We start from the raw sequence: 26,443 nt of genomic DNA on the forward strand, positions 1-26,443 counted from the left end.
CGAGATCCGCCAGCGCCACCCCGTCTTCGGCGTCGGCTCCTACGTCGAACTGTCCGCCTCCAACCCCTCCGTCCTGGCCTTCACCCGCGAGATCAACGGCGGGGACGCCAACCAGTGGGGCGGCGCGAACACGGTCCTCTGCGTGAACAACCTGTCCCGCTTCCCCCAGCCCGTGGAGCTGGACCTGCGGCGCTTCCGGGGCTCGTACCCGATCGAGTGCATGGGCGGCGTCCAGTTCCCGGCCATCGGCGAACTGCCCTATCTGCTGACCCTTCCGGGGCACGGCTTCTACTGGTTCCTGCTTCCGCCGCCGCCGGACGAGCAGGAGCCGGGAGAGGGAGTGATGTGACCGTGGCGCCGTCCGCTCCGCCGACCGACACCTCGCTCGTCCGGCTCCTGGCCGGCTGGCTGCCGCGGCAGCGGTGGTTTGGCGGCAAGGACGGCCCCATCCACGACCTCGCCATCGGCACCGCCACCGAACTCCGGTCCGGCGACCCCTCCCTGCACCACCTCGTCCTCGACGTCCGCCAGGACGGCACCACCGATCACTACCAGCTCCTCCTCGGCGTCCGCCGCGACCTTCCCGAGCATCTGGCGCCGGTCGCGATCGGGCATCTGGAGGACCCCGAGCAGGACATCACCGGGTACGTCTACGACGCCGCCCACGACGCGGAGCTGACGCGCCCGCTGCTGGACCTGATGGCGGACGACCGGACGGTCGGGCCGCTGACCTTCCGCCGCGCGCCCGGCACCGGCATCCGCACGGACCTGGACGGCACGCCGATCCCGGGCGAGCAGAGCAACACCTCGCTGATCTTCGGCGACGCCTACATCTGCAAGCTGTTCCGCCGCCTGTCCCCCGGCGTCAGCCCCGACCTGGAGGTCAACCTCGCGCTCTCCCGGCGGGGCTGCGAGCACGTCCCGAGCGTGCACGGCTGGATCGAGCTGGAACCGGGCGCGCTGGGCACCGCGGAGGGCACCGCTTCGGGCGGCCCCGCGGGCGGCGCGGACTCCGGCGGCGGGGACGAGCCGGTCACGCTCGCGCTGCTGTCGGAGTTCCTGCGCACCGCGACGGACGGCTGGCAGCTCGCGCTCACCAGCGTCCGCGACTGGTTCGCCCAGCCCGCAACGCCGGGGCCGCCGCCGGGGCCGTCGCCCGCGCTCACCGCCGGCGACGCCGGCGGGGACTTCGCCGCCGAGGCCGAACGGCTCGGCGCGGCCACCGCCGAGGTGCACCGCGACCTCGCCGCCGCGTTCGGCGTGACGCAGGCGCCGCCCGAGCTGCTGCGGGAGATCGTCTTCTCGATGCACGAGCAGCTCGACCAGGTCAGCGCCGCGGTCCCGCAGCTGCGCCCCTACGCGCCCGCGATCCGCGAGGTGTTCGACCGGGTCGCCGCGGAGGCGTCGCCGCTGCCGTTCCAGCGCGTGCACGGCGACTACCACCTCGGCCAGGTCCTGCGCACCGACTCCGGCTGGACGCTGCTGGACTTCGAGGGCGAGCCGGCCCGCACGCCCGCCGAGCGCCGGGCGCCCGCGCACCCGCTGCGCGACGTCGCCGGGATGCTCCGCTCGTTCGAGTACGCCGCGCGGTTCCTGCTGGCCCGGGAGGGCGACCTCCCGCCGGAGACGGCGGACGCGCTGGAGCTGCGCGCCCAGGAGTGGGCCGAGCGGAACCGGGCGGCGTTCTGCGCCGGCTACGCGGCCGCGGGCGGGCCCGACCCCGCGGCGCACGCGGCGCTGGTCCGGGCCTTCGAGTTCGACAAGGCCGTCTACGAGATCCGGTACGAGGCGCGGAACCGGCCGTCGTGGCTGCCCGTCCCGCTGCGGTCCCTGGCCCGGCTCGCGGGCTGACCGGGCAGGCGCCGCGCCGGGCCCGCCCGCACCGGCCCTCGCTCGGCCGCCGCGTCACAGGTCGATGGCGTAGTCGAGGACGACCCGGTCGGCGGGCAGCACGATCTCGCGGCAGACCTCCATGACGCCGGCGCGCGCCAGCATGCGGCGGGTGATGGCGAGCACCGGCACCCCGCCCGCCATGTTGAGGGTCTCGGCCTCCTCGGGCGTCGGCATCCGGGAGCGGACGGCCTCCTCGACGCGGGTCGGCGGGTACCCGAGGTAGGCGAGCTGCGCGAGCGTCCCCCCGGGCCAGGGCTCGCGCGCCGGGTCGGCGACGGGCGTGTCGCCGACCACGTCCCACGGCAGGTAGTTGACGGAGATCTGCTGCGGCTCCTCGCGCGCGTAGAAGACGAACCGGCGGCGCAGCAGCTCGGTGCCGGACGGCAGCTCGAACAGCGCGCCGAGGTCGTCGTCGGCCCGGACGCGGGAGAACTCCCGGTCCAGCCGGTACTCCTCCCAGGTGATCCTCTGGTCGCGGGTGAACGTGGTCTCGGGGACCGCCGACGGCCCGGCCACCGCGCGGTAGCGGTCCATCGCCACGCGGCGGGCCGGCGGGACGGTCCGGACGCGCGTGCCTCCGCCGCGGCGGGTCTCCACCAGGCCCTCGCCGCGCAGCAGCGCGACGGCCTGCCGCACGACGATCTCCGAGACGCCGTGGACGTCGCACAGCTCGGCCAGGGTCGGCAGCCGCGTCCCCGGCGGGAGGCTGCCGTCCCGGATCCCCTCTCGCAGGGTGTCGGCGATGCGCAGGTAGGCGGGACGCTCCGGCACCGGCGTCACCTCCCTCTCCTCGGGCGCGCCCCCCGGCCTCCAGCCCGCGGCCACGTTCGAACAGCGTTCGACGCCGCGTTCGATCCTGCTCGCCCCTCCAGTCATCCATACCTTCCAGGCGCTATCCGCGGGGGCACGGTCCGCTTACGGACAGCTTGACACCTCTCAGGCCGAGTAAGACTTTTGTATACAGAAGAGCGGCCTCGGGGAAGGGACGACCTTGATGGGCGACTTCGAGGATCTGAAGGCGGCCATCGAGGGCGAGTTTCCGGGTTGGCAGGTGTGGCGCAGCGACGCGGGGCGCTGGTACGCGACCCGCAGCGGCGACCTCACCGATGCGCAACTCCAGGCGGGATGTGCGATGACGGTGGCCGCGGACGACTCGGAGGGGCTCCGGCGGGTGCTGCTCGACCAGGCGCGCGGGGAGCCCGGAGAACGGTGACGGGAGGCGGGAGAGTCGGGGCGGCCCGGTCCGCGCGCGGGGGCGGACCGGGCTGGGACAGGCCGGTACGGAAGGTACCTGTGTCGCTCAGGTGACACAGGAATGGAGCCCAGGGCGGTGGGGTCGGGGTCACCCCTGGGGCGAGGTAGACGTGGCCGCACGGACGGCACATTCGGCGCGACCCCACGACGAAGAGTCGTGCCGGCCGTGCGGCCGCAACATCCGCACCGGAATGCCGGGTTCGCGAAAACAGGTCGGTCCGTCATGTGAGAGCGCCCGTTCTCGGGGCAACCTCTTGGGGTAAACGGCTCAGTGACGGGAGGCCATGACGTCATGGCACGGGTGACGCGCGCGGAGATCGATCGACTCGTCGGCGGCGACCACCATGATCCACACGGCGTCCTCGGGGCGCATCCCGGTCGGGACGGGGTGACGGTGCGGGCGTTGCGCCCGCTCGCCGAGAAGGTCGAGGTCGTGCTGCCCAGCGGCGACCGCCACCCGCTCCGGCACTTCCACCAGGGCGTGTTCGTCGGGACGCTGCCCGCCGGCACGTCGCTCGCCGGCACCGAGAAGGACCGGGCCCCTCTCGCCGTCCCCGACTACCGGCTCGCCGTCACCTACGGAGACGGCGTCGAGACGATCCAGGACGACCCCTACCGCCATCTTCCGACGCTCGGCGAGCTCGACCTGCACCTGATCGGCGAGGGCCGGCACGAGGAGCTGTGGCGCGCGCTGGGCGCCCGCGTCCGCTCCTACGCGTCCGCTCTCGGCACGGTGGAGGGGACGGCCTTCGCGGTGTGGGCGCCGACGGCGCGCGGCGTGCGGGTGGTCGGCGACTTCAACCACTGGGACGGCCGCGCGTACCCCATGCGGTCGCTCGGCTCCACCGGCGTGTGGGAGCTGTTCGTCCCGGGCGTCGGCGACGGCACGCGCTACAAGTACGAGATCCTCGGGGCCGACGGCGTGTGGCGCGCCAAGGCCGACCCGATGGCCCAGGCCACCGAGACCCCGCCCGCGACGGCGTCCCGCGTCTTCACCTCCTCCTACGAGTGGGAGGACGGCGCGTGGATGGACGCGCGCAAGGAGCACGACTGGCTGCACGAGCCCATGAGCGCCTACGAGGTGCACCTCGGGTCGTGGCGTCCCGGGCTCGGCTACCGGGAGCTGGCGGAGGAGCTGACGCAGTACGTCAGCGACATGGGCTTCACGCACGTGGAGTTGCTTCCGGTCACCGAACACCCCTATGGACCGTCCTGGGGCTACCAGGTGACGTCCTACTACGCGCCCACGGCGCGGTTCGGCGACCCCGACGACTTCCGGTACCTCATCGACCGCCTCCACCAGGCCGGTATCGGCGTCATCATGGACTGGGTGCCCGCCCACTTCCCGAAGGACGAGTGGGCGCTGGCCCGGTTCGACGGCACCGCCCTCTACGAGCACGACGATCCGAAGCGCGGCGAGCACCCCGACTGGGGGACGCTCGTGTTCAACTTCGGCCGCGCCGAGGTCCGCAACTTCCTCGTGGCGAACGCGTCGTTCTGGCTGGAGGAGTTCCACATCGACGGGCTGCGCGTGGACGCCGTCGCCTCGATGCTGTACCTCGACTACTCGCGCAAGGAAGGCGAGTGGACGCCCAACATCTACGGCGGGCGGGAGAACCTGGAGGCCATCTCCTTCCTCCAGGAGATGAACGCGACGGTTTACAAGCGCAACCCCGGCATCATGACGATCGCGGAGGAGTCGACGGCGTGGCCCGGGGTCTCCCGCCCGACCCATCTCGGCGGGCTCGGGTTCGGGTTCAAGTGGAACATGGGCTGGATGCACGACACGCTCGAATACCTGCGTCACGAGCCGGTGTTCCGGCACTACCACCACAACGAGATCACGTTCTCGCTGGTGTACGCGTTCTCGGAGAACTACGTCCTGCCGCTGTCGCACGACGAGGTCGTCCACGGCAAGGGCTCGCTCCTGAGCAAGATGCCGGGCGACCCCTGGCAGCAGTTCGCCGGGCTGCGGGCGCTGCTGGCCTACATGTGGTCGCATCCCGGCAAGCAGCTGCTGTTCATGGGGCAGGAGTTCGGGCAGGGCGCCGAATGGGCGGAGGAGCGCCCGCTGGACTGGTGGCTGCTGGACAACGCCTCCGAGGGGGCCAACCACCTCGGGCTGCAGAGGCTCGTGCGCGACCTGAACCACGCGTACCAGGGCGAGCCCGCGCTGTGGACGCGCGACAGCGACCACGACGGGTTCCGCTGGATCGACGGCAACGACGCCGGCGGCAACACCCTGTCCTACCTGCGCTACGGGACGGCCCCGGACGGCGGCGAGCCGCCCGTCGTGGCGTGCGTCGTCAACTTCGCCGGGAACCCGCACGAGAACTACCGGGTGGGCCTCCCCCGCGTGGGCCGGTGGCGCGAACTCGTCAACACCGACGCCTACGAGTACGGCGGCAGCGGCGTCGGCAACCTCGGGCGGGTCGAGGCGGCGCCGGAGCCGTGGCACGGGCTGCCCGCGTCGGCGGAGATGCGCGTCCCGCCCCTGGGGGCGGTGTGGCTCGTCCCTGAATAGGGTGACGGGATGCGCCTGCACATCGTCCCCGGCCAGTTCATGGTGGAGCACCTCCCGCACGCGACGTTCCCGGAGGACGACGAGTGGGTCGCGCTCATCCGCGCTCCCGAGGGCCTCACCGTGATCCGGGACGCCTCGCCGTTCGCCGAGACGGAGCGGTGGGTCGGCTTCTACGGCGACCCGGACGGCGGTCTCGCCACGCCCGGCGTGCTCGCCGGCGTCGTGGGGCCGCTGGCCGAGTCCGGCGTGCCCGTCTTCGTCGTCTCGACGTACCACTCCGACCTCGTGCTCGTCCCGGAGCACCGGTCGGAGGCGGCGGCGGGGGCGCTGCGCGACGCCGGCCACCGCGTCGAGAACTGAACGGCTAGAGGCGTTCGAGGAGCCAGCGGGGGCCGACGACGGCGGCGCCCGCCTCCTCGCAGCGGGCGCGCAGCTCCCGGTCGGCCGTGACCACCAGGTGGTCCTTGTCCGGGGCGCCCCGCCGGACGAGGTCGACGATCGCGTCGTCGCCGCTGCCGGGCGCGGCCACGACCCGCAGGCCGTCGACCGGCTCGTCGGCGACGCTCCGCGCCGCGCCCTCGACGACCAGGACGACCTCCGGAAAGCAGCGGTCGTAGGGGAACAGGCCGCTTGGCAGGCCGCGCACGCCGCCGTCGAGGCGCTTCAGGTCGTCGCGGAGCCGCGCGTTCGCGCCCGCCCTGTCCTTCCACCAGCCGTCGGCGCGGGCGCCCACGACGTTCGCCGCGTCCACGACGAGGACGACCCCGCGCATCGCCTCCCGCACGCGGGGCCAGCACCGCGCGAACGGCTCGAACAGCTTGCGGCCGGTGACCTCTTCCTCGCGCACCCACTCGGCCCCGCGCGTCTCCCGCGACGCGGGCAGCACGGGCGCGCGCTCCGGCAGCGAGCCCACGACCGAGGTGAACGACCATCCGCCGTGGTCCTCCACGCTCGTCCCGTGGACGCGGACCGTCGTCGTGTCGAGCGTGCACTCCTCGGACGTCTCGCGCAGCGCGCCGGTGACGACGTCCTCGTGGCTGTGCAGCGCGCCGCCGAACATGCCCCACGTCCCGCCGCCGAGGCCCCACCACGCGCGCTGCTGGAGCAGCACCCACGTCTGGCCGGAGGAGTCGCGGTGGTAGGCCAGAAGGCCCGCGGCGCCGAACCGTCCCCAGTGCGTGTGCCCCAAGCCGCAGCCGGCCCAGCCGTCGCCGTCTCCCATGCGTCCGACGATAGCGCCGCGGACCCGTGACGAAGGGCACAGTGCCCTCACCCGCCTCGCCGAATACGATTCGGGGGTCACCGTGATCAAGGAGAGCGAGTTGAGCGTCGAGGCGACCCCCCAGGACCTGTGGAACACCCTGTCGGGCGCCGAGCTGATCCGGGCGATGGCGGACGGACGGTTCCCGCAGATCTCCGACATCAACGACTACATCGGGCAGGACATCGCCTCCGCCGAACCGGGCCGGGTCGTCATCGAGTGGACGCCGGGCGAACGGCTCTGCAACCCCGGCGGCACGGTGCACGGCGGCTACATCGCGATGATCCTCGACAACGCGGTCTGCCTCGCGGCGAGCAGCACCTGCGAGCACTTCATGCCGATGCTCACCCTCAACCTGAACGTCGACTACCTGCGCGGCGTCCGGGCGGACGAGACCTACACGGTAACCGGGACGTGCGTGCACCCCGGCGCCACCCGCATGGTCTCCAACGCGGTGGTCGCCGACGGGCGCGGCCGCCCGGTCGCCCAGGCGTCGGCCGGCGTGATCCCCAACAAGGCGTTCGCCCGCTGACCCCGTCCCGCCCGGCCCGGGCCCGCCCGGGCGGCGGGAACGGCGCCCGGCGAGCGCATAGGCTGGGCCCATGGTGGATCCCGGCACAGTCGTCAACGTGATCAAACAGGCCCGCGACCGGCGGACGGCCCCGCTGATCCTGGAGCTCGACCTCACCGAGGGCATCGTCGAGACCGCGCCCGCCGACCCCGTCTCGGCGTTCCTGTCCATGCGCCGGCCGGGCCTGCGGGACGTCCTGGACGGGCTGCGCCGCGCCCGCTCCGACAGCCGGGTGCGCGCCCTCGTCGTGAAGGTCAGCGGCACCGTCGGGCTGGCGCTCGCCCAGGAACTGCGCGAGGCCGTGCAGAGCCTGCGGGACGCGGGCAAGCACACCGTCGCCTGGGCCGAGACGTTCGGCGAGGGAGGCCGCGGCACCGTCCCGTTCTATCTGGCCACCGGGTTCGACAAGGTCTACCTGCAGCCCACCGGCGAGGTCGGGCTCACCGGCGTCGCGATCGAGGAGCCGTTCTTCGCCGGCGCGCTGGAGAAGGCGGGCGTGCGGCCGCGGTTCGCCAAGCGCTACGAGTACAAGACCATGGCGAACACGTTCATGGAGAAGACCTACACGCCCGAGCACGAGGAGTCGTCGCAGCGCCTCGTCACCTCGCTCGGCGAGCAGATCACCGCCGGGATCGCCGCCTCCCGCGGCCTGGCGGAGGAGAAGGTCCGCGAGCTCACCGACCGCGGCCCGCTGCTGGCCGCCGAGGCGCTGGAGGAGGGCCTGGTCGACGGCCTCGCCTACCGCGACGAGATCTACGGCGGCCTGCGGAAGGAGTTCGGCGAGGAGGCGCAGCTGCGCTACGTCTCCCGCTACAACCGCGCGCACGGCCTGGCCAACCGCCTCCCGCAGCCCGGCAAGCAGGACGTCGTCGCCTTCATCAACGGGCAGGGGCCGATCCGGCTCGGCCGCAGCGGCCGCGGCGGCCCGCTCCCGAACTCGGGGCCCGCGATGGGCTCGGACACGATCGGCGCCGCGTTCCGCGCCGCCGTGAAGGACGACCGGGTCAAGGCGATCGTGTTCCGCGTCAACAGCCCGGGCGGCTCCGCCGTCGCCTCCGACTCGATCTGGCGCGAGGTCGTCCTCGCCCGCCGCGCCGGCAAGCCCGTGATCGTCTCCATGGGCAACGTCGCCGCGTCCGGCGGCTACTACGTCTCGATGGCCGCCGACACGATCGTCGCGCAGCCCGGGACCATCACCGGCTCGATCGGCGTCGTGGTCGGCAAGGCCGTGGTCAACGACCTGCTGGAGCGGGTCGGCGTCGGCCTCGGCTCGGTCGCCGACGGCGACCACGCGCGCATGTTCAGCGCCACCAAGGACTTCAGCGACTCCGAGTGGGAGCGCGTCAACGCCTCCCTCGACCGGATCTACGACGACTTCACCGCGAAGGTCGCCGAGGGCCGCGACCTGTCCCGCGAGCGCGTCCACGAGCTGGCCCGGGGCCGGGTCTGGACGGGCGCGGACGCGCGCGAGCGCGGCCTCGTCGACGAGCTCGGCGGCATCGACCTCGCCCTGGACCTCGCCCGCAAGAAGGCCGGCATGGCCTCCGACGCGCCGGTCCGGATCTACCCGCACACCTCGCCGCTGGAGCGGCTGCGCCCGCCGGAGTCCAGCGAGGACCGCACCGCCGCGTCCGCGCGCTTCGACGGGTGGGGCTCCCTCGGCGGGCTCGCCGCGCGGCTCGGCCTGCCCTCCGCGGGCCCGCTCACCCTGCCCGGCGCCTGGGAGATCCGCTGAGCGCCGACTTCGTCGAGGCCGTCGCGGCCTTCGCCACCGGCGTGGTCGTGCTGACCGTCCGCGACGGCCGCGACGACCTCGGCACCACGATCACCTCGTTCATGTCGGTGTCGCTGGATCCGCCGATGGTGCTGGCGAGCGTGGCGTCCTCGTCCTACCTCACCGAGGTGCTCGGCCGGAGCCCGCGCTGGGCCGCGACGATCCTGTCCGCGGACCAGCGGGCCCTGGCCGGCCGGTTCGCCGCCGAGGGACGCCCGAGCGCTCGCATCCTGCTGGCGAGCGAGCCGCACCACCGCGGCGAGCACTCCGGCGCCCTCGTCCCCGACAGGGGCGTCTCGGCCCTGGAGTGCGAGACCCGCCAGACCGTCGAGGCGGGCGACCACACCCTCTTCGTCGCCGAGGCCGTCTCGACCGACTACGTCAGCGCCGGGCGGGCCCCCCTCGTGAGGGCCGCCCGGCGCTATCTGCCCGGCTAGGACTTCGGGAAGCGCTCCAGGAAGCCGCGCAGGTCGTCGGCGTGCTCCTCCTCCTGCGCGAGGATCTGCTCGAAGACGCGCTTGGTGGTGGGGTCGCCGTCGCCGAGCCACTGAATGATCTCGGTGTAGGACGCGATGGCGATCCGCTCCGCCACCAGGTCCTCCTTGAGCATCTCGACGAGGTCGAGGCTGGCGTTGTACTCGGCGTGCGCGCGGGTGGTGAGGGTGTCCGGGGAGAAGTCGGGCTCGCCGCCGAGCTGGACGATCCGCTCGGCCAGCATGTCGGCGTGCTGCTGCTCCTCGGCCGCGTGCTGGAGGAACTCGCTCGCGACGGTCTCGGCGTGGATGCCGGTGGCCGTGTAGTAGTGCCGCTTGTACCGCAGCACGCACACGATCTCCGTGGCCAGGGCCTCGTTGCAGACCTGGATCACGCGCTGGACGTCCGCCCCGTACGCCTCGGTGATCGGGCCTTTGTCGATCTCCTGCCGAGCACGCTCGCGCAGGGTCTTGATGTCCGTCAGGAACTCCGCCATCTAGGGGCCTCCACAGTCGACTACAGGAGGCCCTCTACCCGACGGCCCTGCTTCCACACGGCGTAGGTCTGGGGTACGCCCGGGCGGTATGCGAGGTGGATGTAGGACGGGGCGTCGAGGACGTGGACGTCGGCGCGGGCGCCGGGCGCCAGGTGCCCCACGTCGGTGCGTCGCAGGGCCCGGGCGCCGCCCGCGGTCGCCGACCAGACCGCCTCGGCGGGCGTCATGCGCATGTCGCGGACGGCCACGGCGATGCAGAACGCCATGCTGGAGCTGTAGCAGGATCCGGGGTTGCAGTCGGTGGCGAGGGCGACGGTGGCTCCGGCGTCCAGGAGGCGGCGGGCGTCCGGGTAGGGCTGGCGGGTCGAGAACTCGACGCCGGGCAGGAGCGTCGCGACCGTCCGGGACGACGCCAGCGCGTCCACGTCGGCGTCGCTGAGGAACGTGCAGTGGTCGGCGGAAGCGGCCTCCAGCTCGACCGCCAGCCGAACGGCGGGCCCCTGCGTGAGCTGGTTCGCGTGGAGGCGCGGCGACAGGCCGGCCTTGACGCCCGCCGTGAGGACCTCCCGGGCCTGGTCGGCGTCGAAGGCGCCCTCCTCGCAGAAGACGTCCACCCACCGGGCGTGCGGGGCGCAGGCGGCGAGCATGTCGGTGGCGGCGAGGTGCGCGTACCCGGCGGCGTCGCCCGCGTACTCGGCGGGGACGACGTGGGCGCCCAGGTAGGTGACCTCGTCGGCGTACTCGGCGGCGATGCGCACGGCGCGCGCCTCCTGCTCGACCGTGAGGCCGTAGCCGGACTTGCACTCCACGGTCGTGACGCCCTGCCGCGCCATCTCGTCCACGAGGCGGCGCACGTTGGCGCGCAGCTCGTCGTCGGACGCGGCGCGGGTGCGCTCGACGGTCGTGCGGATGCCGCCCGCGGCGTACTTCTCGCCGCTCATGCGGGCGGCGAACTCCTCGGCGCGCTCACCGGCGAACACCAGGTGGGCGTGGGAGTCCACGAAGCCGGGCAGCACCGCCCGCCCGGCGGCGTCGAACGACTCGTCGGCGGCGGGCGCGGAGGAGGACGGGCCCGTCCACGCGACCGCGCCGTCCTCGATCACCAGTGCGGCGTCGCGGACGACGGCCAGGCCGCCGCCCCGGCGATCGGGGACGGCGGGGTCGTTGGTGACGAGCTCTCCGATGTTGGTGATGACCGTGCTCATCGGCGAAGGATCTCACGGGGCGGGTCCGCGGCGGCGGAGGCGATGGAGCGGGCCAGCGCGCCGGGGACGTCCTCGACCAGCAGGTGCCGGCCGTCGTGGACGATCTGGCGGCCGGAGACGACGACGTGCCGCACGTCCGCGGCGGTGGCGGCGAACACGGCGGCCTCGGCGGCGTGGTCCGGGCCCGCGCCGGCGGTGCGGACCGAGTCGAGGGCGACGGTGACGAGGTCGGCGTAGGCGCCGGGCTCCAGCCGTCCCGCCTCGGGCCAGCCGAGCCCGTAGTGGCCGCCCGAGGTGGCGGCGGCGAGCAGCTCGCCGGCCGTCCAGTGGCCCCGGACGCGGGTGCGGAGCCGCTCGTCCAGCTCGACCGCGCGGGCCTCCTCGAACAGGTCGACGACGGCGTGCTGGTCGGAGCCGAGGCAGATCGGGGAGCCCGCGTCCGCCAGGGCGCGGGCGGGGCCGATGCCGTCGGCGAGGTCCCGTTCGGTGGTCGGGCACATGCACACGCCGGTCATCGTCGTCCCGAGCAGGCCGATGTCGTCCTCGGACAGGTGCGTGGCGTGCACGGCCGTGGTGAGCGCGCCGAGCGCCCCGGCCTCGGCGAGCAGTCGGGTCGGCGTCATGCCGTAGGCGTCCTGGCAGTCGCGGTTCTCGGCGGGCTGCTCGGACAGGTGGACGTGCAGCGGCACGCGGCGCTCCCGCGCCCACGAGGCGACGGCGCGCAGCTGCTCGCGCGGCACGGCCCGGACGGAGTGGATCGCGGCGCCGACGCGGGCGTGGGACCGTCCCGCCTTTCCGGTCTGCTCGTGCAGGCTGTCGAGGCGCCGCGCCCAGTCGCCCGCGGTGCCGTCCCCGAACCGCAGCTGCGGCCCGGCGAGCGGCCGGCCGATGCCGCCGGTCAGGTAGCAGGCGTCGAGGAGGGTGATGCGGATGCCCGCGTCGGACGCGGCGGCGATCAGCGCCTCGCCCATCGCGTTCGGGTCCCCGTAGGGGGCGCCGCCCGGACGGTGGTGCAGGTAGTGGAACTCGCCGACGCAGCTGATCCCCGCGAGGGCCATCTCGGCGAACACCGCGGTCGCCAGCGCGCGGTAGGAGTCCGGGTCGAGCCGGTCGGCGACCTGGTACATCTGCTCGCGCCACGTCCAGAACGTCCCGGAGTGCGCCTGGACGCGGGAGCGCAGCGCGCGGTGGAAGGCGTGGGAGTGGGCGTTGGCGAGGCCCGGCAGGGTGAGGCCGGGGAGGCGCGGGGCGCCCGGCGCCGCCGGGACCCCGGGGGTGACGCGTGTGATCCGCTCGCCGTCGGCCTCGATGAGCACGTCGGCCGCGACGCCGTCGCCTAGCCAGGCGAACTGGGCATGCCACTGCATAACGGAATCCCTACCCCCGCGCCAGGTCGTCCAGTACCGCGGCGAGGGCCTCGACCCCGGCCAGGCGGTCGGACGGCTCGGCGAACTCCTCGGGCGCGTGCGACACCCCGCTCGGGTTCCGCACGAACAACATCGCGGTCGGCAGCCGCGCCGACAGGACGCCCGCGTCGTGGCCGGCGCCGGTCGGCAGGACGGGGACGCCGCCGAGCGCCGACCCGACCCGGTCGCGCAGCGCCAGGTTGAAGTCGACGATCTCGGTGTAGGACTCCTCGGCGAGGTCGACGCTCACCCGGTGCGGGCGCGCCGCGACCCGCGCGGCCTCGTCGACCTCCAGCACCGTCCGGCGGACGGCGTCGTCGGCGGGGCCCCGGGCGTCCAGCCAGGCGGTGACCGCCGACGGGATCGCGTTCACGCCGTTCGGCTCGACCCGGACCTTCCCGACCGTCGCGACGGTCCCGTTGCGCTCGGCGGCCTCCCGCGCGGCGATGACCATGTGCGCGAACGGCAGCATCGGGTCGCGCCGGTCGGGCAGCCCGGTCGTCCCGGCGTGGTTGCCCTCGCCCGCGAAGTCGAACCGCCACCGGCCGTGCGGCACGATCGCGCTCGCGACGCCGACCGGCACGTCCAGCGCCCTGCCCTGCTCGACGTGCAGCTCGACGTAGCAGGCGATCCGCCCGAGCAGGTCCTCGTCCGGGCCGATCGCGTGCGGGTCGAGCCCGGCGTTGTGGACGACCTCGGCGAACGTGTGCCCGTCGGCGTCGGTGAGGCCGCGCGCCCGGGCCGGGTCGATCGCCCCGGCCAGCAGCCGGGAGCCGAGGCACGCCACCCCGAACCGCGCGCCCTCCTCCTCGGCGAACGCCGCGATCCCGATCGGCCGGGCCGGCCGGACGCCGCGCTCGCGGAGCAGGTCGACCGCCGCGAACGCCGACACGATGCCGAGCGGCCCGTCGAACGCTCCCCCGCCGGGAACGGAATCGAGATGGCTGCCGGTCAGGACGGCGCCCGTGCGGGTCCCGTCCTCCGGGTACCACCAGGCGACCGTGTTCCCGTTGGGGTCGTGCTCGAGGTCGAGGCCGCGGCGGCGGGCCTCGTCGGCGAACCAGGCGCGGCACTCCAGCTCCGGCGGCGTCCACGCGAACCGGTGGTAGCCGCCGGTCGCCGCGTCCCGCCCGACGGGCAGCAGCTCCGCCCACATCTCCTCGAAGCTCATGGCCGCATGGGGATGCGCACGCCGCGCTCGTCCGCGACCTCCGCCGCCCGCTCGTAGCCGGCGTCGACGTGCCGCATGACGCCGGTGCCGGGGTCGTTGGTCAGGACGCGCCGGAGCTTCTCCCCCGCGAGGGCCGTGCCGTCGGCGACGCAGACCTGGCCGGCGTGGATGGAGCGGCCGATGCCGACGCCGCCGCCGTGGTGGATCGACACCCACGTCGCACCGGAGGAGGTGTTGAGCATGGCGTTCAGCAGCGGCCAGTCGGCGATCGCGTCCGACCCGTCCTTCATGCCCTCGGTCTCCCGGTACGGGCTGGCGACCGACCCGCAGTCGAGGTGGTCGCGGCCGAGCACGATCGGCGCGCTGATCTCGCCGCGCGCGACCAGGTCGTTGAACACCTCGCCCGCCTTGTCGCGCTCGCCGTAGCCGAGCCAGCAGATCCGCGACGGCAGGCCCTGGAAGTGGACCTTCTCCTTCGCCATCCGGATCCACCGGGTCAGCGGCTCGTTGTCGGGGAACAGGTCGAGGATCGCCTGGTCGGTGCGGGCGATGTCCTTCGGGTCGCCCGACAGCGCCGCCCACCGGAACGGCCCCTTGCCCTCGCAGAACAGCGGCCGGATGTAGGCGGGCACGAACCCGGGGAACGCGAACGCGCGCGCGTACCCGGCGAGCTGCGCCTCGCCCCGGATGGAGTTGCCGTAGTCGAACACCTCGGCGCCCGCGTCCTGGAAGCCGACCATGGCCTCGACGTGGACGGCCATCGACGCGCGGGCCTTGGCGATGAACCCGTCGCGGTCCTTGTCGCGCTCGGCGGCCATGTCCTCGAACGCGACGCCCTGCGGCAGGTAGGCGAGCGGGTCGTGCGCGCTGGTCTGGTCGGTGACGATGTCGATCGGGGCGCCGCGCCGCAGCAGCTCGGGGACGATGTCGGCGGCGTTGCCCAGCACCGCGACCGACAGCGGCCTGCGTTCGGCCTTCGCCTCCTCGGCGAGCCGCAGCGCCTCGTCCAGCGAGCCCGCCCGCACGTCGCAGTAGCGGTGCTCGACCCGCCGCTCGATCCGGGACGGGTCGCACTCGACGCAGATCGCGACGCCGCCGTTCATCGTGACGGCGAGGGGCTGCGCGCCGCCCATCCCGCCGAGCCCGGCGGTCAGGGTGATCGTCCCGGCGAGGGTGCCGCCGAACCGCTTCTCGGCGACGGCGGCGAACGTCTCGTAGGTGCCCTGCAGGATGCCCTGCGTCCCGATGTAGATCCACGACCCGGCGGTCATCTGGCCGAACATCGTCAGGCCGAGCGACTCCAGGCGGCGGAACTCCTCCCACGTGCCCCACTGCGGGACGAGGTTGGAGTTCGCGATGAGCACGCGCGGCGCCCACTCGTGCGTCTGGAAGATCCCGACCGGCTTGCCGGACTGGACGAGCAGCGTCTCGTCCCCCTCCAGGTCGGACAGCGACCGGACGATGCCGTCGAAGGCGTCCCAGCTCCGGGCCGCCTTCCCCGACCCGCCGTAGACGACCAGCTCGTCGGGGTGCTCGGCGACCTCGGGGTCGAGGTTGTTCTGGATCATGCGCAGGGCGGCCTCCTGCGGCCACCCCTTGGCGGCGGTCAGCGAGGTGCCGCGCGGGGCGCGGACGGGACGGGGACCGGACATGTGGGACTCCTTCAGGAGAGCGGGCCGGTGACGGCCTCGGCGGCGGCGACCAGTGAGCCGTCCCGGACCAGCGCGGTCGCGGCGGCGATCTCGGGGGCGAGGTAGCGGTCCGGGCCGGGCGGCGGGACGGCCTCGCGGAGCCGGGCGACCACGGCGGCGGTGGCCGGGCCGGGAAGCAGCGGGGTGCGCAGCTCCAGCGCCCGCGCGGCGGTGAGGATCTCGACGGCGACGACCTGCGCGAGGCCGTCCACCGCGCGGCGCAGCTTGCGGGCCGCGCCCCACCCCATCGAGACGTGGTCCTCCTGCATGGCCGAGCTCGGGATCGAGTCGGCGCTCGCGGGCACGGCGAGGCGCTTGAGCTCCGACACGATCGCCGCCTGCGTGTACTGGGCGATCATGTGGCCGGAGTCGACGCCGGGGTCGTCGGCGAGGAAGGCGGGCAGCCCGGCGGAGCGCCCCTTGTCGAGCATCCGGTCGGTGCGGCGCTCGGACATCGAGGCGACGTCGGCCGCCGGGACCGCGAGGAAGTCCAGCACGTAGGCGACCGGGGCGCCGTGGAAGTTGCCGTTCGACTCGACCCGTCCGTCGGGGAGGACGACGGGGTTGTCCACGGCGGACGCCAGCTCCCGTCCCGCGACCAGCTCGGCGTGCGCGAGGGTGTCGCGGGCGGCGCCGTGCACCTGCGGGGCGCAGCGCAGCGAGTAGGCGTCCTGCACGCGGGTGCAGTCGGGGCCCCGGTGCGACTCCATGATCTGCGAGTCGGCCAGCAGCGCCCGCAGGTTCGCGGCCGAGGCGGCCTGGCCGGGGTGGGGCCGCAGGTTCTGCAGGTCGGCGGAGAAGACGCGGTCGGTGCCGAGCAGCGCCTCGACGCTCATCGCGGCGGCGACGTCGGCCGCGGTGAGCAGCCTCCGCAGATCGCCGATGGCCAGGACGAGCATGCCGAGCATCCCGTCCGTGCCGTTCAGCAGGGCGAGCCCCTCCTTGGCGCCGAGCTCGACCGGCGTGATGCCCGCGTCCCGCAGGGCGTCGGCCGCCGGCCTGAGCTCGCCGGCGGCGTCCCGGACCGACCCCTCACCGATCAGCGCGAGGGCCACGTGGGCGAGCGGCGCCAGGTCGCCGGAGCAGCCGAGGCTGCCGTACTCGAAGACCTGCGGGGTGATGCCGGCGTTGAGCAGCGCGGCCAGGGTCCTCGCGGTGACGGGCTGGACGCCGGTCCGTCCCGTCGCGAGCGTGCGCAGCCGGAGCAGCATCAGTGCCCGGACCACCTCGCGCTCGACCTCGGCCCCCGACCCCGCCGCGTGCGACCGGACGATGTTCAGCTGGAGCTGGGCCCGCAGCTCGGGCGCGATGTGCCGCGTGGCGAGCGCCCCGAAGCCCGTCGAGACGCCGTAGACCGGCGTTGGGCGCGCCGACAGCTCCTCGATGTGGGCCCGCGCCTCACCGATCAGCTTCAGCGCCCCGTCGGACAGCGCCACCTTGGCCCCGTCCCGCGCCACCGCCGCGACCTGCTCGAACGCCAGCGGTTCCGGCCCGACCTCGACGCCTGCGTCCCCCATACCAAAACCCATACCCACCATTGGAGCGCGTCCGGGGCCGATGCCCCAGCCCCGGCCCGCGCTCTGTGTCTCGTATACGAGACACTCGGAGCATGAGCCAGGTCCCCGCCGCCCGCCGCGCCCTCGCGGTGCTGCGCCTCCTGGCGGCCGCGCCCGGCCCCCTGCCCGCCTCGGCGATCGCCCGCGAGCTCGGCATCCCCCGCTCCAGCGCGTACCACCTGCTCACCGCGATGGCCGAGGACGGCTTCGTCACCTCCATCCCCGAGGAGCGCCGCTGGGGCCTCGGCGTCGCCGCCTTCGAGATCGGCTCCGCCTACCTGCGCCACGAGCCCCTGGAACGCCTCGCCCGCCCCCTCCTGCGCCGCCTGGTCGACCGCGTCGGCGAGATCGCGCAGCTCGGCGTCCTGCACGGCGCCGAGACCCTCTACCTGCTGAAGGAGCAGCCGCCCCGGCACGCCACCCTGGTCACCGACGTCGGCGTCCGGATGCCCGCCCAGCTCACCGCGAGCGGCCGCTCGATCCTGGCGTACCTGCCGCCCGCCCAGGTCAGGGCCCTGTTCCCCGGCCGCTTCGTGGACCGCACCGGCCGGGGCCCCGCCACCCTGCGCGACCTGCGCCGCACCCTCGCCGAGGACGCGCGCCGCGGCTGGGCGGTCGAGGACGGCCACATCACCGAGGGCTTCGCGAGCATCGCCGCCTGCGCCTTCGACCACACCGGCCGCCCCACCGCCGCGATCACGGTGACGTTCCGCCGCGAGGACCACCCCGAACCGGCGTGGCCCGCCCTGGCGGCCCAGGTGCGCGCGACGGCCGCCGCCCTCACGACCCGCCTCACCGGCCGCCCCCCTGCCTGAGGTCTACGCCCCGAAGCGGTCGGCGACCAGCCGGTCGGCCCAGCGCCGGAGCGCGTCCTCCACGGGCGGATGGCTCAGTCCCGCCTTCCCGGCCAGCACGCCGGCCGAGGAGGTGTCGTAGCGCTCCTCGGACAGGAAGGAGAGCGTCTCGGGCTCGACCCCGGTGAGCGCACGCGGCAGCCGCCGCACCAGCCCGACCGGCAGCGTCACCCGGGGCGGACGCACACCGAGGTGCCGCGCCAGAAGCCCGACCAGGTCGGGCAGGTGCGGCGTGGCGTCGTCCAGGACCCAGTGAGCGCGGTAGGGCTCCTCGTCGTACTCGGGCACGGCGGCCATGAAGCGGGCCAGGTGGTCGACGGTGACCACGGGCACGAACGTGCGCCGCGACCCGGCCAGCGCGGGCAGGCGCCCGCCCCAGAGATCCCGCACCATCTCGGCGAGCCCGATGTACTGCCCGGCCTCTCCGGTGACCGAGTCCCCGATCACGGTCGCCGGATGGACCGCGGTGAGGGGCACCTTCTCCTCCCGCGCGACCGCGCGTACGGCGGCGTCCCCTTCGAGCTTGGACGCCTCGTACGCGCCAAGCCGCCGGTACAGCGCGTCCAATTCCTTCGCGGGCACCGGATGGGTGAGCCTCCCCTCGGAGGCCACGCGGTACCCGGACACATGGACGAGACGCCGCAGCCGGGGAAGCGCGGCGGCCCACCGCACGACGTTCACGGCGCCGTCGACGTTCGCCCGCCGCGCCTCCTCCCGTCCCAGCCCGAACCGGAACAGCGCGGCGGCGTTGAAGACGTCCCGTACGGCCTTCAGGCGGTCGCGGGCCTCGTCGTCCAGCCCGAGGTCCGGCCGCGTGATGTCGGCGTCGACGACCAGCAGCCCCTGGTCGTCGACGCCGTGCTCCCGCAACCATCCCCGCAGCTCACCGCCGCGCGCACCGCCGCCCCGGACGGCCGCGACGACCGGCCGCCCCCGTTCCAGCAGATCCGCCACCAGCCACCGGCCGATGAACCCCGTCGCCCCCAGGACCATGGCCTCGCCGGCCGCACCCTCGCTCAACGTCATGGCGAAAAAGTAGACCGGTCTACCTATTTTGTCCAGCGGCGCCGGTCAGCGCTTCTTCTTGGGGGTGACGCTGAGGCGGTGGTCGAGCTTCCAGAAGTAGAGCGCCTTGCCCTTGCCCACGTACACGTCGTGGAGGCCGACGCACTGGCTGCGCCCCGTCCCCGACAGGTCGGCCATCCACCTGCCGGTCGGCTCGTACACGTCGAACTGGTAGATCTTGTAGGCCCGGCCGATGTCGAGCCGGTAGTGCTTCTTCTCCTTCAGCGTCGGCGTGTACCCGAGGCTCCTCTGCCACTGCTTGTTGGCCTGGTATCCGAGGGTGGCGTTGATGCTCTCGACCGTGGCGCCGTACGAGATGGTGACCGTGTGCCCCACCGTGTACGAGGTCGCGGCGTTCATGGTGCCGGGGCCCCATCCCGAGACGGTCCACGGGTCCTGGTTCTCCCAGCGGGTCCAGGTCCCGGCGAACTGCCGCTTCCCACGCGCGACCCGCTTGTCGGTGCACTTCAGGCCGTTCTTCGCCCCCGACGCGCCGGCCTTTCCCGCCTGCGCTCCGAGCTCCTTCTTCGCCGCGACACTGGTGGTCGGCCTGGCCTCCCCGCCGGACACCACCGTCGTCCCCACCACGGCCGCGGTGCCGAGGACGGCCACACCGGCGAGCGTCAACCCTGCCTTCTTCATCCGGGAATTCCCCTCTATGACCCGACCCATCCCTTGGGCCGCACGAGCCATTCTTCGAAGAAAGCCGATTCCGGATTCAGGGCCCTAGGACCCCAACCCCCGCGCCCCGGGCCCTACCTGCTCGCGCATCGCCCCGGCCGCTGGCACCCCGCCACCTCCGATCGGGCGTCCACCGGGTTCCGTCGTCCTCGCCGCATCCCGCGTGCCGCGGAAATCCGCAGGGTCAGGTGTCGCGGCGGCGCGCCCAGTCGGCGCGGTGGAGTTCGTATTCGACCTCGCCGTGTTCGGTGCCGGGGATGGGGTCGTCCCAGTGCCGGTGGAAGGTGCGCAGGTAGGTCAGGCCGGACTTCTCCATGACGCGGCGGGAGGCGGCGTTGACGGCCATGGTCTGGGCGAAGACGCGGTGGACGCCGAGGTCGGTGAACGCCTTGGCGATCAGAGCCCGCGACGCTTCGGTGGCGTATCCCCGTCCCCAGCTGGCCGCGCGCAGGCAGTAGCCGAGTTCGGCCTGCCGGGCGTCGTGGCCGTCGCCCGGTTCGAGGGCCAGCCAGCCGATGAAGTCGCCGGAGGAGCGCTCGACCGCGGCCCACCGGCTGAGCGCGCCCCGCTCGTACCAGTCGAGGATCCTGGCGAGGGTCTGGGCCCTCAGGTGGGCGCGGGGGGTCGGCCTGCCGCCGGTCAGGAACCGCATGACCTCCGGGTCGCCGTCGAGCCGGACCAGGTCGTCAAGGTCGTTCTCGGTGAACCGCCGCAGCAGCAGCCGGTCGGTGGTGAGGAATACCTGCACGGCGCCGAGTCCTCCGATCCGCCGAGGAGACGGCCACCCGCGTGATCATCTCGTTCGATGGGCGTTCTGTCCTTGGAACGGTCCTATTTGGGCTGTAGGTCGCAAATGATCGAAAACGTCCGGCTTCGTCTCTACAATCTCATGCGATCGGATACCCGGACAGGGAGGTCCCTCCCGTGAATGGTGAGCACCGCCCCGAGTGGCCGGTCGATCCCGAGACGCCCAGCGTGGCCCGGATGTACGACTACTACCTCGGCGGCAAGGACAACTTCGCGGCGGACCGCGAGGCCGCCGACCAGGTGGTGGCCGCGATGCCGAACGTGCTGGAGTTCACCCGCGCCAACCGCGGGCTGCTGTCGCGGGCCGTGACGATGATGGCCGACCGCGGCATCCGGCAGTTCCTGGACATCGGCTCCGGGCTCCCGACGCAGGAGAACGTGCACCAGGTGGCCCAGCGCGCGGCGCCCGGCTCCACCGTCATCTACGTCGACAACGACCCGATCGTGCTCGCGCACGCGCGGGCGCTGCTGGCCGACAACCCGCTGACCACGGTCATCCAGGCCGACTTACGCGAGCCGGAGAGCATCCTGGACGACCCCGAGGTGAAGGCCCGGATCGACTTCGACCGGCCGGTGGGCCTGCTGTTACTGGCCATCCTGCACTTCGTCCCGGACGAGGCGGGACCGGCGGAGATCGTGGCGAGGCTCCGGGCGCCGCTGGCCCCCGGCAGCTTCCTGGCCATCACGCACGGCCACCGCGGCGAGGTCACCACGCAGGTCGAGGAGCAGGTCCGGGGCGCGTACGGCAGGACGGGGGCGGGCGACATCATTCCGCGCGGGATCGACGAGGTCATGACGTTCTTCGAGGGCACCGAGCTGGTCGGCCCCGGCCTGGTCCAGGTGGCCGACTGGCGGGCGGACGCCGAGCCGTCCCCGCCCGACATGTCGCGGCCGGGCTTCCTCGCCGGCGTCGGGAGGGTGGTCTGATGCTGCCGACCCATCTGCTGTTCGGCCGGGCCTTCAGCGAGGACCCCTACGCCGTGTACGCCGAGCTGCGGGCGGCGGGGCCCGTCCATCCGATCGACTTCCCTCCCGGCGCCGCCGCCTTCCTCGTGGTCGACCACGAGCACGGCCGCGCGGCACTCAGCGACCCGCGCCTGTCCAAGGACACCGCGAACAGCGCCGTGCCCGTGAACCCCGAGCTCTTCTTCGGCGGCACGATGCTCGGGATGGACCCGCCCGGCCACACCCGGATGCGCGGGCTGGTGGCCAAGGCGTTCACCGCCCGGCGGGTGGAGCGGCTGCGCCCGCGCGTCCAGGAGATCGCCGACCGGCTGCTGGACGGCGTCGCCGAACGCGGCGAGGCCGACCTGATCGAGGACTTCGCCGTCCCGCTGCCGATCCAGGTCATCTGCGAGCTGCTCGGGGTGCCGGCGCGCGACCGGGCCCGGTTCCGCGAGTGGACGGCCGTGCTGACCGTGCCGGCGCTGACCGCCGAGGCCCGCGAGCGCCGCCGCGAGGCGGCCCGGGCGTTCAACGCCTACCTGCTCGACGTGATCGCCGAGCGGCGGGCCGAGCCCGAGGACGACCTGGTCAGCGCCCTGATCACCGCCCGCGACGGCGACGCCGCCCTCACGGAGGCGCAGCTGCTCGGCACCGTCGCGCTGCTGCTCATCGCCGGGCACGAGACCACCGTCAACCTCATCGGCAACGGGATGCTCGCCCTGCTCCGGGCGCCCGGCCAGCTCGCCCTGCTGCGGGCGCGGCCCGAGCTGCTGCCGTCCGCGGTCGAGGAGCTGCTGCGGTTCGACGGCCCGGTGGAACGGGCGAGCCAGCGCATCGCCCTGGAGGACATGGAGATCGCCGGAACGCCGATCCCCAAGGGCGCCTGGGTGCACGTCTCGCTCGGCGCCGCCGACAGGGACCCCGCCGTGTTCGAGGACCCGGACCGGCTGGACGTGACCCGCGCCCCCAAGGGGCACGTCCCCTTCGGCCACGGCCCGCACTTCTGCCTCGGCGCCCCGCTGGCCCGGCTGGAAGGGCAGATCGCCATCGGCGGCCTGCTGGACCGCTTCCCCGGTCTCGCCCTCGCCGTGCCCGCGGACGAGCTGCGCCACCACCGCACCGGCTCGATCGTCCGCGGGCTGGTCTCGCTCCCCGTGCGCGTCTGAACGCCGCCCCGGCTCGGGAACGACGGGGCGCTCTCCACGGTGCTCCAGCAGCATGTCCCGATCGCAGGCGGCGATCCGGGACGGCGAACGGCCGAGTCCCGGGGCGGGACTCGGCCGTCGGCGGTGTTGCGGAGGGTCAGGCGAGGCCGGACTTCTTCAGCCACTCCTCGGCGACCTTCTCCTGGTCGTCCTTGTCGATGGCGACGCGCTTCATCATGTCCAGGAGGTCCTGGGTGGTGAGCTTGGCGGAGACGCCGTTCAGCGCCGCCCTGGCCTTCTCGTCCACCGCCTTGGTGTTGACCAGCGGCGTGACGTTCTGGGCGGAGAAGACGTTCTCCGGGTCCTCCAGGACGACGAGCTTGTTCTGCTGGATCGTCGGGTCGGTGGTGAACAGGTCGGCGGCCTGGACCTTGTTCTCGGTGAGCAGCTTCACCAGGGTCGCCTGGGCGCCGGCGTCGAACGGCTGGAACTTCTTGAAGTCCAGGCCGTAGGTCTTCTTGAGGCCGACGAGGCCCTGCTGGCGGGTCTTGAACTCCGAGGGCCCGGCGATGACGAGGTCCTTGGCGACCGGCTTGAGGTCGGCGATGGACTTCAGGTTGTACTTGGCGGCCGTCTGCGGATTGACGGTGACGGAGTCCTTGTCCTCGGCCTTCGCCGAGTCCAGGATCTCCACGCCGGCCGGCAGCTTGGCCTTGAGCGCGGCGTTGATCTCGTCGGTGGTGGCGGCCGTGCTGGTCTTGTCGACCGAGGTGGTGAGCAGGGCGCCGTTGTACTCGGGCATCACGCTGATGCCGCCCTTGACGACCTGGTCGTAGTAGATCTCGCGGGCGCCGATGTTGAACTTGCGGGTGACCTTGACGCCCTTGGCCTCCAGCGCCTGCGCGTACAGCTCGCCGAGCAGGTTGCTCTCGGGGAAGTTCGCGCCGCCGACGGTGACGGTGCCGTTCCCGCCGCCCCCGGAGAGCGGGTTCGAGTCGTCCCCGGAGTCGCCGCTCCCGCAGGCGGACAGCGACAGGGCGGCCACGAGGCCGACGACCGCGCCCCTGATGAGTTTGTTCATGGTGCTCTTCCTTCGGTGTCAGGAGGATCGGGCGGAGCCGAGCAGGCCCGGTGAGACGAGGAGGCGGCGCAGTGCCGCGAAGGCCGCCTGGACGATCAGCGCGAGCAGCACCACCAGGACGGTGCCCCCGACGACGAGCTGGTAGTCGTTGCGGGCCAGACCGTCGATGATGTAGCGGCCGAGACCGCCGAAGCCGGGGTAGGCGGCGATGGTCGCGGTGGCGACGACCTGGATCGCGGACGTGCGCAGCCCCAGCAGGATGAGGGGCAGCGCCATCGGCAGCTCGACCCGCCACAGTACGCCCCAGCCGGTCATGCCCATCCCGCTGGCCGCGTCCTTGGCGTCGGCGTCGACGCCGCGGATGCCCTCGAAGGTGTTGACCAGGATCGGCGGGACGGCGAGGGCCACGAGCGCGACGAGCACCGGCGTGATGCTGTACTCGATCACCACGACGATCAGCACCAGGCCGAAGGTGGGGACGGCGCGGGCGATGTTCGCCAGGCTGATCGCGAGGAACCCGCCGCGGCCGGTGTGCCCGACGAGCAGGCCGAGCGCGAGGCCGATGACCGCGGCGCACACCAGCGCCACGCCGCTGTAGTACACGTGCTGGAGCAGGCGGTGCGGGATGCCGTCGCCGCCGTGCCACTGGGAGGACGTGGTCAGCCACGTCCAGAACAGGTCGATCTGGTTCCACAGCTCGTTCATGAGGTCATCCGGGCTCGGGCCCACGGGGTGAGCAGGCGTTGGACGGTGACCAGGATCGCGTCGGTGACCAGGGCCAGCAGGACGATCAGGACGGTGGCGGCCACGATCTGCGTCTGGAACTGGAGCTGGTAGCCGCGGATGATGTCGTAGCCGAGGCCGCCCTGGCCGATCAGTTGGCCGACGGCGACGAGGCTGATGGAGGAGACGGCGGCGACGCGCGTCCCGGCGATGACGATGGGCACGGCGATCGGCAGCTCCACCTGGAGCAGGCGCCGCAGCGGGCCGAAGCCCATCGCGGTGGCCGCCTGCCGGACGGGCTCGGACACCGAGGCCAGGCCGTCCACCACGTTCGGGACGAGCACCGACAGGCTGTACAGGGTCAGCGGGATCATGACCGTGGACGCGGTCAGCCCCGTGTACTGGATGAAGACCATGAACAGCGCGAGCGACGGGATCGCGTAGAAGACGTTCGAGACCGTCAGCGCCGGCGGGTAGAGCCACGCCCAGCGGCGGCACAGCATGCCGACCGGCAGCGAGATGATCAGGCCGAACAGCACCGGCAGCAGCGCGAGCCGCAGGTGGATGAGGGCGTGCTCGGTCAGCGTGTCGGTGTGCTCGCCGATCCAGCCCCAGTCGATGTCCATCAGCCGGCGCCTCCGGCGTCGGCCTCCTCGGGATCGGGCGCGGGCTCGGCGGCCCGCTCTTCGCGCGCGGCGCCGGCGGCGCCGCGGCCGTGGGTGGGGACGGCGAGCAGGTCGGTCCCGCTCGCGGTCCCGACGACCGCGCCGGTCTCGTCGACGCCGACCGCCAGGCCGGACGGGGACAGCACGGCCGCGTCCAGCGCGGTCCGCACGGAGTCGCCCCCGACGTGGAAGGTGTGGCCGACCGGGCTGAGCTCGGCCTTCCCGAGCGCCCCGGTCGCCTGCGCCGGGCGGGCCCAGCCGAGGGGGCGCCGGTCCTCGTCGACGACGAGCACCCACTCCGTCCCGGCGGCCTCCGCGGCGTCCGTGCCCGCCGCGCGGACCGCGTCGTCGCTCAGCCGCAGGCCGCCCGTCTCGGCGAAGGAGAGGGTGCGGATGCCGCGGTTCTGGCCGATGAAGCCGGCGACGAAGTCGTCGGCCGGGTGGGCCAGGAGGTTCTCGGGGCTGTCGATCTGGACGAGCCGGCCGCCGGTCTGGAAGACCGCGATCCGGTCGCCGAGCTTGATGGCCTCGTCGATGTCGTGGGTGACGAACACGATCGTCTTGTGCAGCTCCTCCTGGAGGCGGAGGAACTCGTCCTGCAGCTCGGCGCGCACGACGGGGTCGACGGCGCTGAACGGCTCGTCCATCAGCATGATCGGCGGGTCGGCGGCGAGGGCCCGCGCGACACCGACGCGCTGCTGCTGGCCGCCCGACAGCTGGAACGGGTACCGCTTGCCCATCGCCGGGTCGAGCCCGACCCGCTCCATCAGCTCCAGCGCCCGCGCCCGCGCCTTCTTCTTGTTCCAGGACAGCAGGTACGGGACGGTGGCGATGTTGTCGAGGATGGTGCGGTGCGGGAAGAGCCCGGCGTGCTGGATCACGTAGCCGATGCCGCGCCTCAGCTCGGCGGGCTTGCGCTCGCGGACGTCCTCGCCGTCGATGAGCACGCGCCCGGAGGTCGGCTCGACCATCCGGTTGATGGTCCGCAGCGCGGTGGTCTTGCCGCCGCCGGAGGTGCCGACGAACACGGTGATGCGGCCCGTGGGGCATTCGAGGCTCACGTCGTCGAGTGCGACGGTCCCCCCGGGATAGCGCTTGGTGACGCCCTCAAAGGTGATCAACGAATCACGTCCTCGCCGGGCGTCCCGCATGACGCCGATGATCGAATTCTGATTACGAGCCAACCGTAACCAATGGGTAC

Annotated in this window: 26 protein-coding genes; 11 read left to right on the forward strand and 15 right to left on the reverse strand. The window is 73.3% G+C overall.

Annotated elements, in window-relative coordinates; translation table 11 throughout:
• Positions 1-349 (forward strand): alpha-glucosidase C-terminal domain-containing protein (locus tag AB0C87_RS00005; protein ID WP_353834013.1); only part of this gene is annotated, 349 nt, incomplete at its 5' end.
• On the forward strand, positions 346-1,851 hold the full coding sequence (locus tag AB0C87_RS00010) for an aminoglycoside phosphotransferase (protein WP_360575759.1): 1,506 nt from the start codon (positions 346-348) through the stop codon (positions 1,849-1,851). The genes AB0C87_RS00005 and AB0C87_RS00010, both read left to right, overlap by 4 nt.
• 54 nt (positions 1,852-1,905) lie before the next feature.
• On the opposite strand, the gene AB0C87_RS00015 is transcribed toward AB0C87_RS00010, so the two are convergent.
• Positions 1,906-2,673 (reverse strand): GntR family transcriptional regulator, encoded by a 768-nt coding sequence (locus tag AB0C87_RS00015; protein WP_345184093.1) that lies wholly within the window; start codon positions 2,671-2,673, stop codon positions 1,906-1,908.
• Positions 2,674-2,887: 214 nt separating this feature from the next.
• On the opposite strand from AB0C87_RS00015, the gene AB0C87_RS00020 reads away from it, so the two are divergent.
• The 3 genes from AB0C87_RS00020 (at position 2,888) to AB0C87_RS00030 (ending at position 6,031) form a co-directional block, all read left to right on the forward strand.
• Complete coding sequence (locus AB0C87_RS00020) at positions 2,888-3,106, forward strand: hypothetical protein (RefSeq protein ID WP_345184091.1); 219 nt, start codon at positions 2,888-2,890, stop codon at positions 3,104-3,106.
• Between the two features lie 333 nt (positions 3,107-3,439).
• Positions 3,440-5,671 carry a 1,4-alpha-glucan branching protein GlgB gene (glgB, locus tag AB0C87_RS00025; protein ID WP_360575762.1) on the forward strand — a complete coding sequence of 744 codons (2,232 nt, stop codon included), beginning with the start codon at positions 3,440-3,442 and terminating at the stop codon, positions 5,669-5,671.
• 9 nt (positions 5,672-5,680) lie between these two features.
• Positions 5,681-6,031 (forward strand): ACT domain-containing protein, encoded by a 351-nt coding sequence (locus tag AB0C87_RS00030; protein ID WP_360575764.1) that lies wholly within the window; start codon positions 5,681-5,683, stop codon positions 6,029-6,031.
• Positions 6,032-6,035: 4 nt separating this feature from the next.
• Here AB0C87_RS00030 and AB0C87_RS00035 read toward each other — a convergent pair whose 3' ends face one another.
• A complete protein-coding gene (locus tag AB0C87_RS00035; RefSeq protein WP_360575766.1) occupies positions 6,036-6,893 on the reverse strand; it encodes an NUDIX domain-containing protein in 858 nt (285 codons plus the stop codon).
• Positions 6,894-6,993: 100 nt separating this feature from the next.
• Between AB0C87_RS00035 and AB0C87_RS00040 the strand changes: the two genes are divergently transcribed.
• From AB0C87_RS00040 to AB0C87_RS00050, 3 genes are all read left to right on the forward strand, one after another.
• Positions 6,994-7,464 (forward strand): PaaI family thioesterase, encoded by a 471-nt coding sequence (locus AB0C87_RS00040; protein WP_360358568.1) that lies wholly within the window; start codon positions 6,994-6,996, stop codon positions 7,462-7,464.
• Positions 7,465-7,534: 70 nt separating this feature from the next.
• Positions 7,535-9,238, forward strand: a complete 1,704-nt coding sequence (gene sppA, locus AB0C87_RS00045) for a signal peptide peptidase SppA (RefSeq protein ID WP_345184081.1) — start codon at positions 7,535-7,537, stop codon at positions 9,236-9,238.
• Positions 9,235-9,714, forward strand: coding sequence for a flavin reductase (locus tag AB0C87_RS00050; protein ID WP_353834025.1), 480 nt, complete (start codon positions 9,235-9,237; stop codon positions 9,712-9,714). Before sppA ends, AB0C87_RS00050 begins: the two co-directional genes overlap by 4 nt.
• Here the strand turns inward: AB0C87_RS00050 and AB0C87_RS00055 are convergent.
• Genes AB0C87_RS00055 through hutH form a run of 6 tightly spaced genes read right to left on the reverse strand, consistent with a single transcriptional unit; the run spans position 9,711 to position 17,237 of the window.
• Positions 9,711-10,247: a ferritin-like domain-containing protein gene (locus AB0C87_RS00055; protein ID WP_185033447.1), complete on the reverse strand. Its 537-nt coding sequence runs from the start codon at positions 10,245-10,247 to the stop codon at positions 9,711-9,713. The genes AB0C87_RS00050 and AB0C87_RS00055 overlap by 4 nt on opposite strands.
• A 20-nt stretch (positions 10,248-10,267) precedes the next feature.
• The gene (gene hutI / locus AB0C87_RS00060; protein WP_360575769.1) at positions 10,268-11,452 is read right to left on the reverse strand and encodes an imidazolonepropionase; all 1,185 of its coding nucleotides are present in this window, start codon (positions 11,450-11,452) and stop codon (positions 10,268-10,270) included.
• Positions 11,449-12,819 (reverse strand): formimidoylglutamate deiminase, encoded by a 1,371-nt coding sequence (locus AB0C87_RS00065; RefSeq protein WP_360575771.1) that lies wholly within the window; start codon positions 12,817-12,819, stop codon positions 11,449-11,451. The genes hutI and AB0C87_RS00065 overlap by 4 nt, the downstream gene beginning before the upstream one ends.
• A gap of 10 nt (positions 12,820-12,829) precedes the next feature.
• The gene (locus AB0C87_RS00070; protein ID WP_345184072.1) at positions 12,830-14,029 is read right to left on the reverse strand and encodes an allantoate amidohydrolase; all 1,200 of its coding nucleotides are present in this window, start codon (positions 14,027-14,029) and stop codon (positions 12,830-12,832) included.
• Positions 14,026-15,681: a urocanate hydratase gene (gene hutU, locus AB0C87_RS00075; protein WP_360575773.1), complete on the reverse strand. Its 1,656-nt coding sequence runs from the start codon at positions 15,679-15,681 to the stop codon at positions 14,026-14,028. The genes AB0C87_RS00070 and hutU overlap by 4 nt, the downstream gene beginning before the upstream one ends.
• A gap of 11 nt (positions 15,682-15,692) precedes the next feature.
• Positions 15,693-17,237, reverse strand: coding sequence for a histidine ammonia-lyase (gene hutH, locus AB0C87_RS00080; protein WP_360576247.1), 1,545 nt, complete (start codon positions 17,235-17,237; stop codon positions 15,693-15,695).
• Positions 17,238-17,329: 92 nt separating this feature from the next.
• On the opposite strand from hutH, the gene AB0C87_RS00085 reads away from it, so the two are divergent.
• The gene (locus tag AB0C87_RS00085) at positions 17,330-18,091 is read left to right on the forward strand and encodes an IclR family transcriptional regulator (protein ID WP_345184068.1); all 762 of its coding nucleotides are present in this window, start codon (positions 17,330-17,332) and stop codon (positions 18,089-18,091) included.
• A 3-nt stretch (positions 18,092-18,094) separates the two neighbouring features.
• On the opposite strand, the gene AB0C87_RS00090 is transcribed toward AB0C87_RS00085, so the two are convergent.
• From AB0C87_RS00090 to AB0C87_RS00100, 3 genes are all read right to left on the reverse strand, one after another.
• Positions 18,095-19,156 carry an SDR family oxidoreductase gene (locus tag AB0C87_RS00090; protein ID WP_360575775.1) on the reverse strand — a complete coding sequence of 354 codons (1,062 nt, stop codon included), beginning with the start codon at positions 19,154-19,156 and terminating at the stop codon, positions 18,095-18,097.
• Positions 19,157-19,201: 45 nt separating this feature from the next.
• Positions 19,202-19,837: a hypothetical protein gene (locus tag AB0C87_RS00095; RefSeq protein ID WP_360575777.1), complete on the reverse strand. Its 636-nt coding sequence runs from the start codon at positions 19,835-19,837 to the stop codon at positions 19,202-19,204.
• A 223-nt stretch (positions 19,838-20,060) separates the two neighbouring features.
• Complete coding sequence (locus AB0C87_RS00100; protein ID WP_360575779.1) at positions 20,061-20,624, reverse strand: GNAT family N-acetyltransferase; 564 nt, start codon at positions 20,622-20,624, stop codon at positions 20,061-20,063.
• 176 nt (positions 20,625-20,800) lie between these two features.
• On the opposite strand from AB0C87_RS00100, the gene AB0C87_RS00105 reads away from it, so the two are divergent.
• Together AB0C87_RS00105 and AB0C87_RS00110 are read left to right on the forward strand one after the other, a co-directional pair.
• Positions 20,801-21,610, forward strand: coding sequence for an SAM-dependent methyltransferase (locus tag AB0C87_RS00105; protein WP_345184060.1), 810 nt, complete (start codon positions 20,801-20,803; stop codon positions 21,608-21,610).
• Positions 21,610-22,794 carry a cytochrome P450 gene (locus tag AB0C87_RS00110; protein WP_345184057.1) on the forward strand — a complete coding sequence of 395 codons (1,185 nt, stop codon included), beginning with the start codon at positions 21,610-21,612 and terminating at the stop codon, positions 22,792-22,794. Before AB0C87_RS00105 ends, AB0C87_RS00110 begins: the two co-directional genes overlap by 1 nt.
• 136 nt (positions 22,795-22,930) lie before the next feature.
• On the opposite strand, the gene AB0C87_RS00115 is transcribed toward AB0C87_RS00110, so the two are convergent.
• From AB0C87_RS00115 to AB0C87_RS00130, 4 genes are read right to left on the reverse strand one after another with little or no spacing between them, the layout of a single operon-like run.
• The gene (locus AB0C87_RS00115; RefSeq protein ID WP_345184055.1) at positions 22,931-23,854 is read right to left on the reverse strand and encodes an ABC transporter substrate-binding protein; all 924 of its coding nucleotides are present in this window, start codon (positions 23,852-23,854) and stop codon (positions 22,931-22,933) included.
• An 18-nt stretch (positions 23,855-23,872) separates the two neighbouring features.
• A complete protein-coding gene (locus AB0C87_RS00120) occupies positions 23,873-24,559 on the reverse strand; it encodes an ABC transporter permease subunit (RefSeq protein ID WP_345184053.1) in 687 nt (228 codons plus the stop codon).
• On the reverse strand, positions 24,556-25,203 hold the full coding sequence (locus AB0C87_RS00125; RefSeq protein WP_345184051.1) for an ABC transporter permease: 648 nt from the start codon (positions 25,201-25,203) through the stop codon (positions 24,556-24,558). Before AB0C87_RS00125 ends, AB0C87_RS00120 begins: the two co-directional genes overlap by 4 nt.
• Positions 25,203-26,363, reverse strand: a complete 1,161-nt coding sequence (locus tag AB0C87_RS00130) for an ATP-binding cassette domain-containing protein (RefSeq protein WP_360575782.1) — start codon at positions 26,361-26,363, stop codon at positions 25,203-25,205. Before AB0C87_RS00130 ends, AB0C87_RS00125 begins: the two co-directional genes overlap by 1 nt.
• Positions 26,364-26,443 lie beyond the last annotated feature (80 nt).

Origin of the sequence: Actinomadura sp. NPDC048021 (assembly GCF_040653135.1) — a bacterium.
In the GTDB taxonomy this organism is placed as follows: Bacteria; Actinomycetota; Actinomycetes; order Streptosporangiales; family Streptosporangiaceae; genus Spirillospora; species Spirillospora verrucosospora.

Excerpts from the sequence above, each read along its gene's own strand:
- sppA (WP_345184081.1), top strand. The coding sequence starts at position 7,535 with ATGGTGGATCCCGGCACAGTCGTCAACGTGATCAAACAGGCCCGCGAC.
- AB0C87_RS00095 (WP_360575777.1), bottom strand. The coding sequence starts at position 19,837 with ATGAAGAAGGCAGGGTTGACGCTCGCCGGTGTGGCCGTCCTCGGCACC.
- AB0C87_RS00125 (WP_345184051.1), bottom strand. The coding sequence starts at position 25,203 with ATGGACATCGACTGGGGCTGGATCGGCGAGCACACCGACACGCTGACC.
- AB0C87_RS00030 (WP_360575764.1), top strand. The coding sequence starts at position 5,681 with ATGCGCCTGCACATCGTCCCCGGCCAGTTCATGGTGGAGCACCTCCCG.
- glgB (WP_360575762.1), top strand. The coding sequence starts at position 3,440 with ATGGCACGGGTGACGCGCGCGGAGATCGATCGACTCGTCGGCGGCGAC.
- AB0C87_RS00085 (WP_345184068.1), top strand. The coding sequence starts at position 17,330 with ATGAGCCAGGTCCCCGCCGCCCGCCGCGCCCTCGCGGTGCTGCGCCTC.
- hutU (WP_360575773.1), bottom strand. The coding sequence starts at position 15,681 with ATGTCCGGTCCCCGTCCCGTCCGCGCCCCGCGCGGCACCTCGCTGACC.
- AB0C87_RS00090 (WP_360575775.1), bottom strand. The coding sequence starts at position 19,156 with ATGACGTTGAGCGAGGGTGCGGCCGGCGAGGCCATGGTCCTGGGGGCG.
- AB0C87_RS00120 (WP_345184053.1), bottom strand. The coding sequence starts at position 24,559 with ATGAACGAGCTGTGGAACCAGATCGACCTGTTCTGGACGTGGCTGACC.
- AB0C87_RS00115 (WP_345184055.1), bottom strand. The coding sequence starts at position 23,854 with ATGAACAAACTCATCAGGGGCGCGGTCGTCGGCCTCGTGGCCGCCCTG.
- AB0C87_RS00065 (WP_360575771.1), bottom strand. The coding sequence starts at position 12,819 with ATGCAGTGGCATGCCCAGTTCGCCTGGCTAGGCGACGGCGTCGCGGCC.
- AB0C87_RS00110 (WP_345184057.1), top strand. The coding sequence starts at position 21,610 with ATGCTGCCGACCCATCTGCTGTTCGGCCGGGCCTTCAGCGAGGACCCC.
- AB0C87_RS00020 (WP_345184091.1), top strand. The coding sequence starts at position 2,888 with ATGGGCGACTTCGAGGATCTGAAGGCGGCCATCGAGGGCGAGTTTCCG.
- AB0C87_RS00035 (WP_360575766.1), bottom strand. The coding sequence starts at position 6,893 with ATGGGAGACGGCGACGGCTGGGCCGGCTGCGGCTTGGGGCACACGCAC.
- hutI (WP_360575769.1), bottom strand. The coding sequence starts at position 11,452 with ATGAGCACGGTCATCACCAACATCGGAGAGCTCGTCACCAACGACCCC.
- hutH (WP_360576247.1), bottom strand. The coding sequence starts at position 17,237 with ATGGGGGACGCAGGCGTCGAGGTCGGGCCGGAACCGCTGGCGTTCGAG.
- AB0C87_RS00070 (WP_345184072.1), bottom strand. The coding sequence starts at position 14,029 with ATGAGCTTCGAGGAGATGTGGGCGGAGCTGCTGCCCGTCGGGCGGGAC.
- AB0C87_RS00055 (WP_185033447.1), bottom strand. The coding sequence starts at position 10,247 with ATGGCGGAGTTCCTGACGGACATCAAGACCCTGCGCGAGCGTGCTCGG.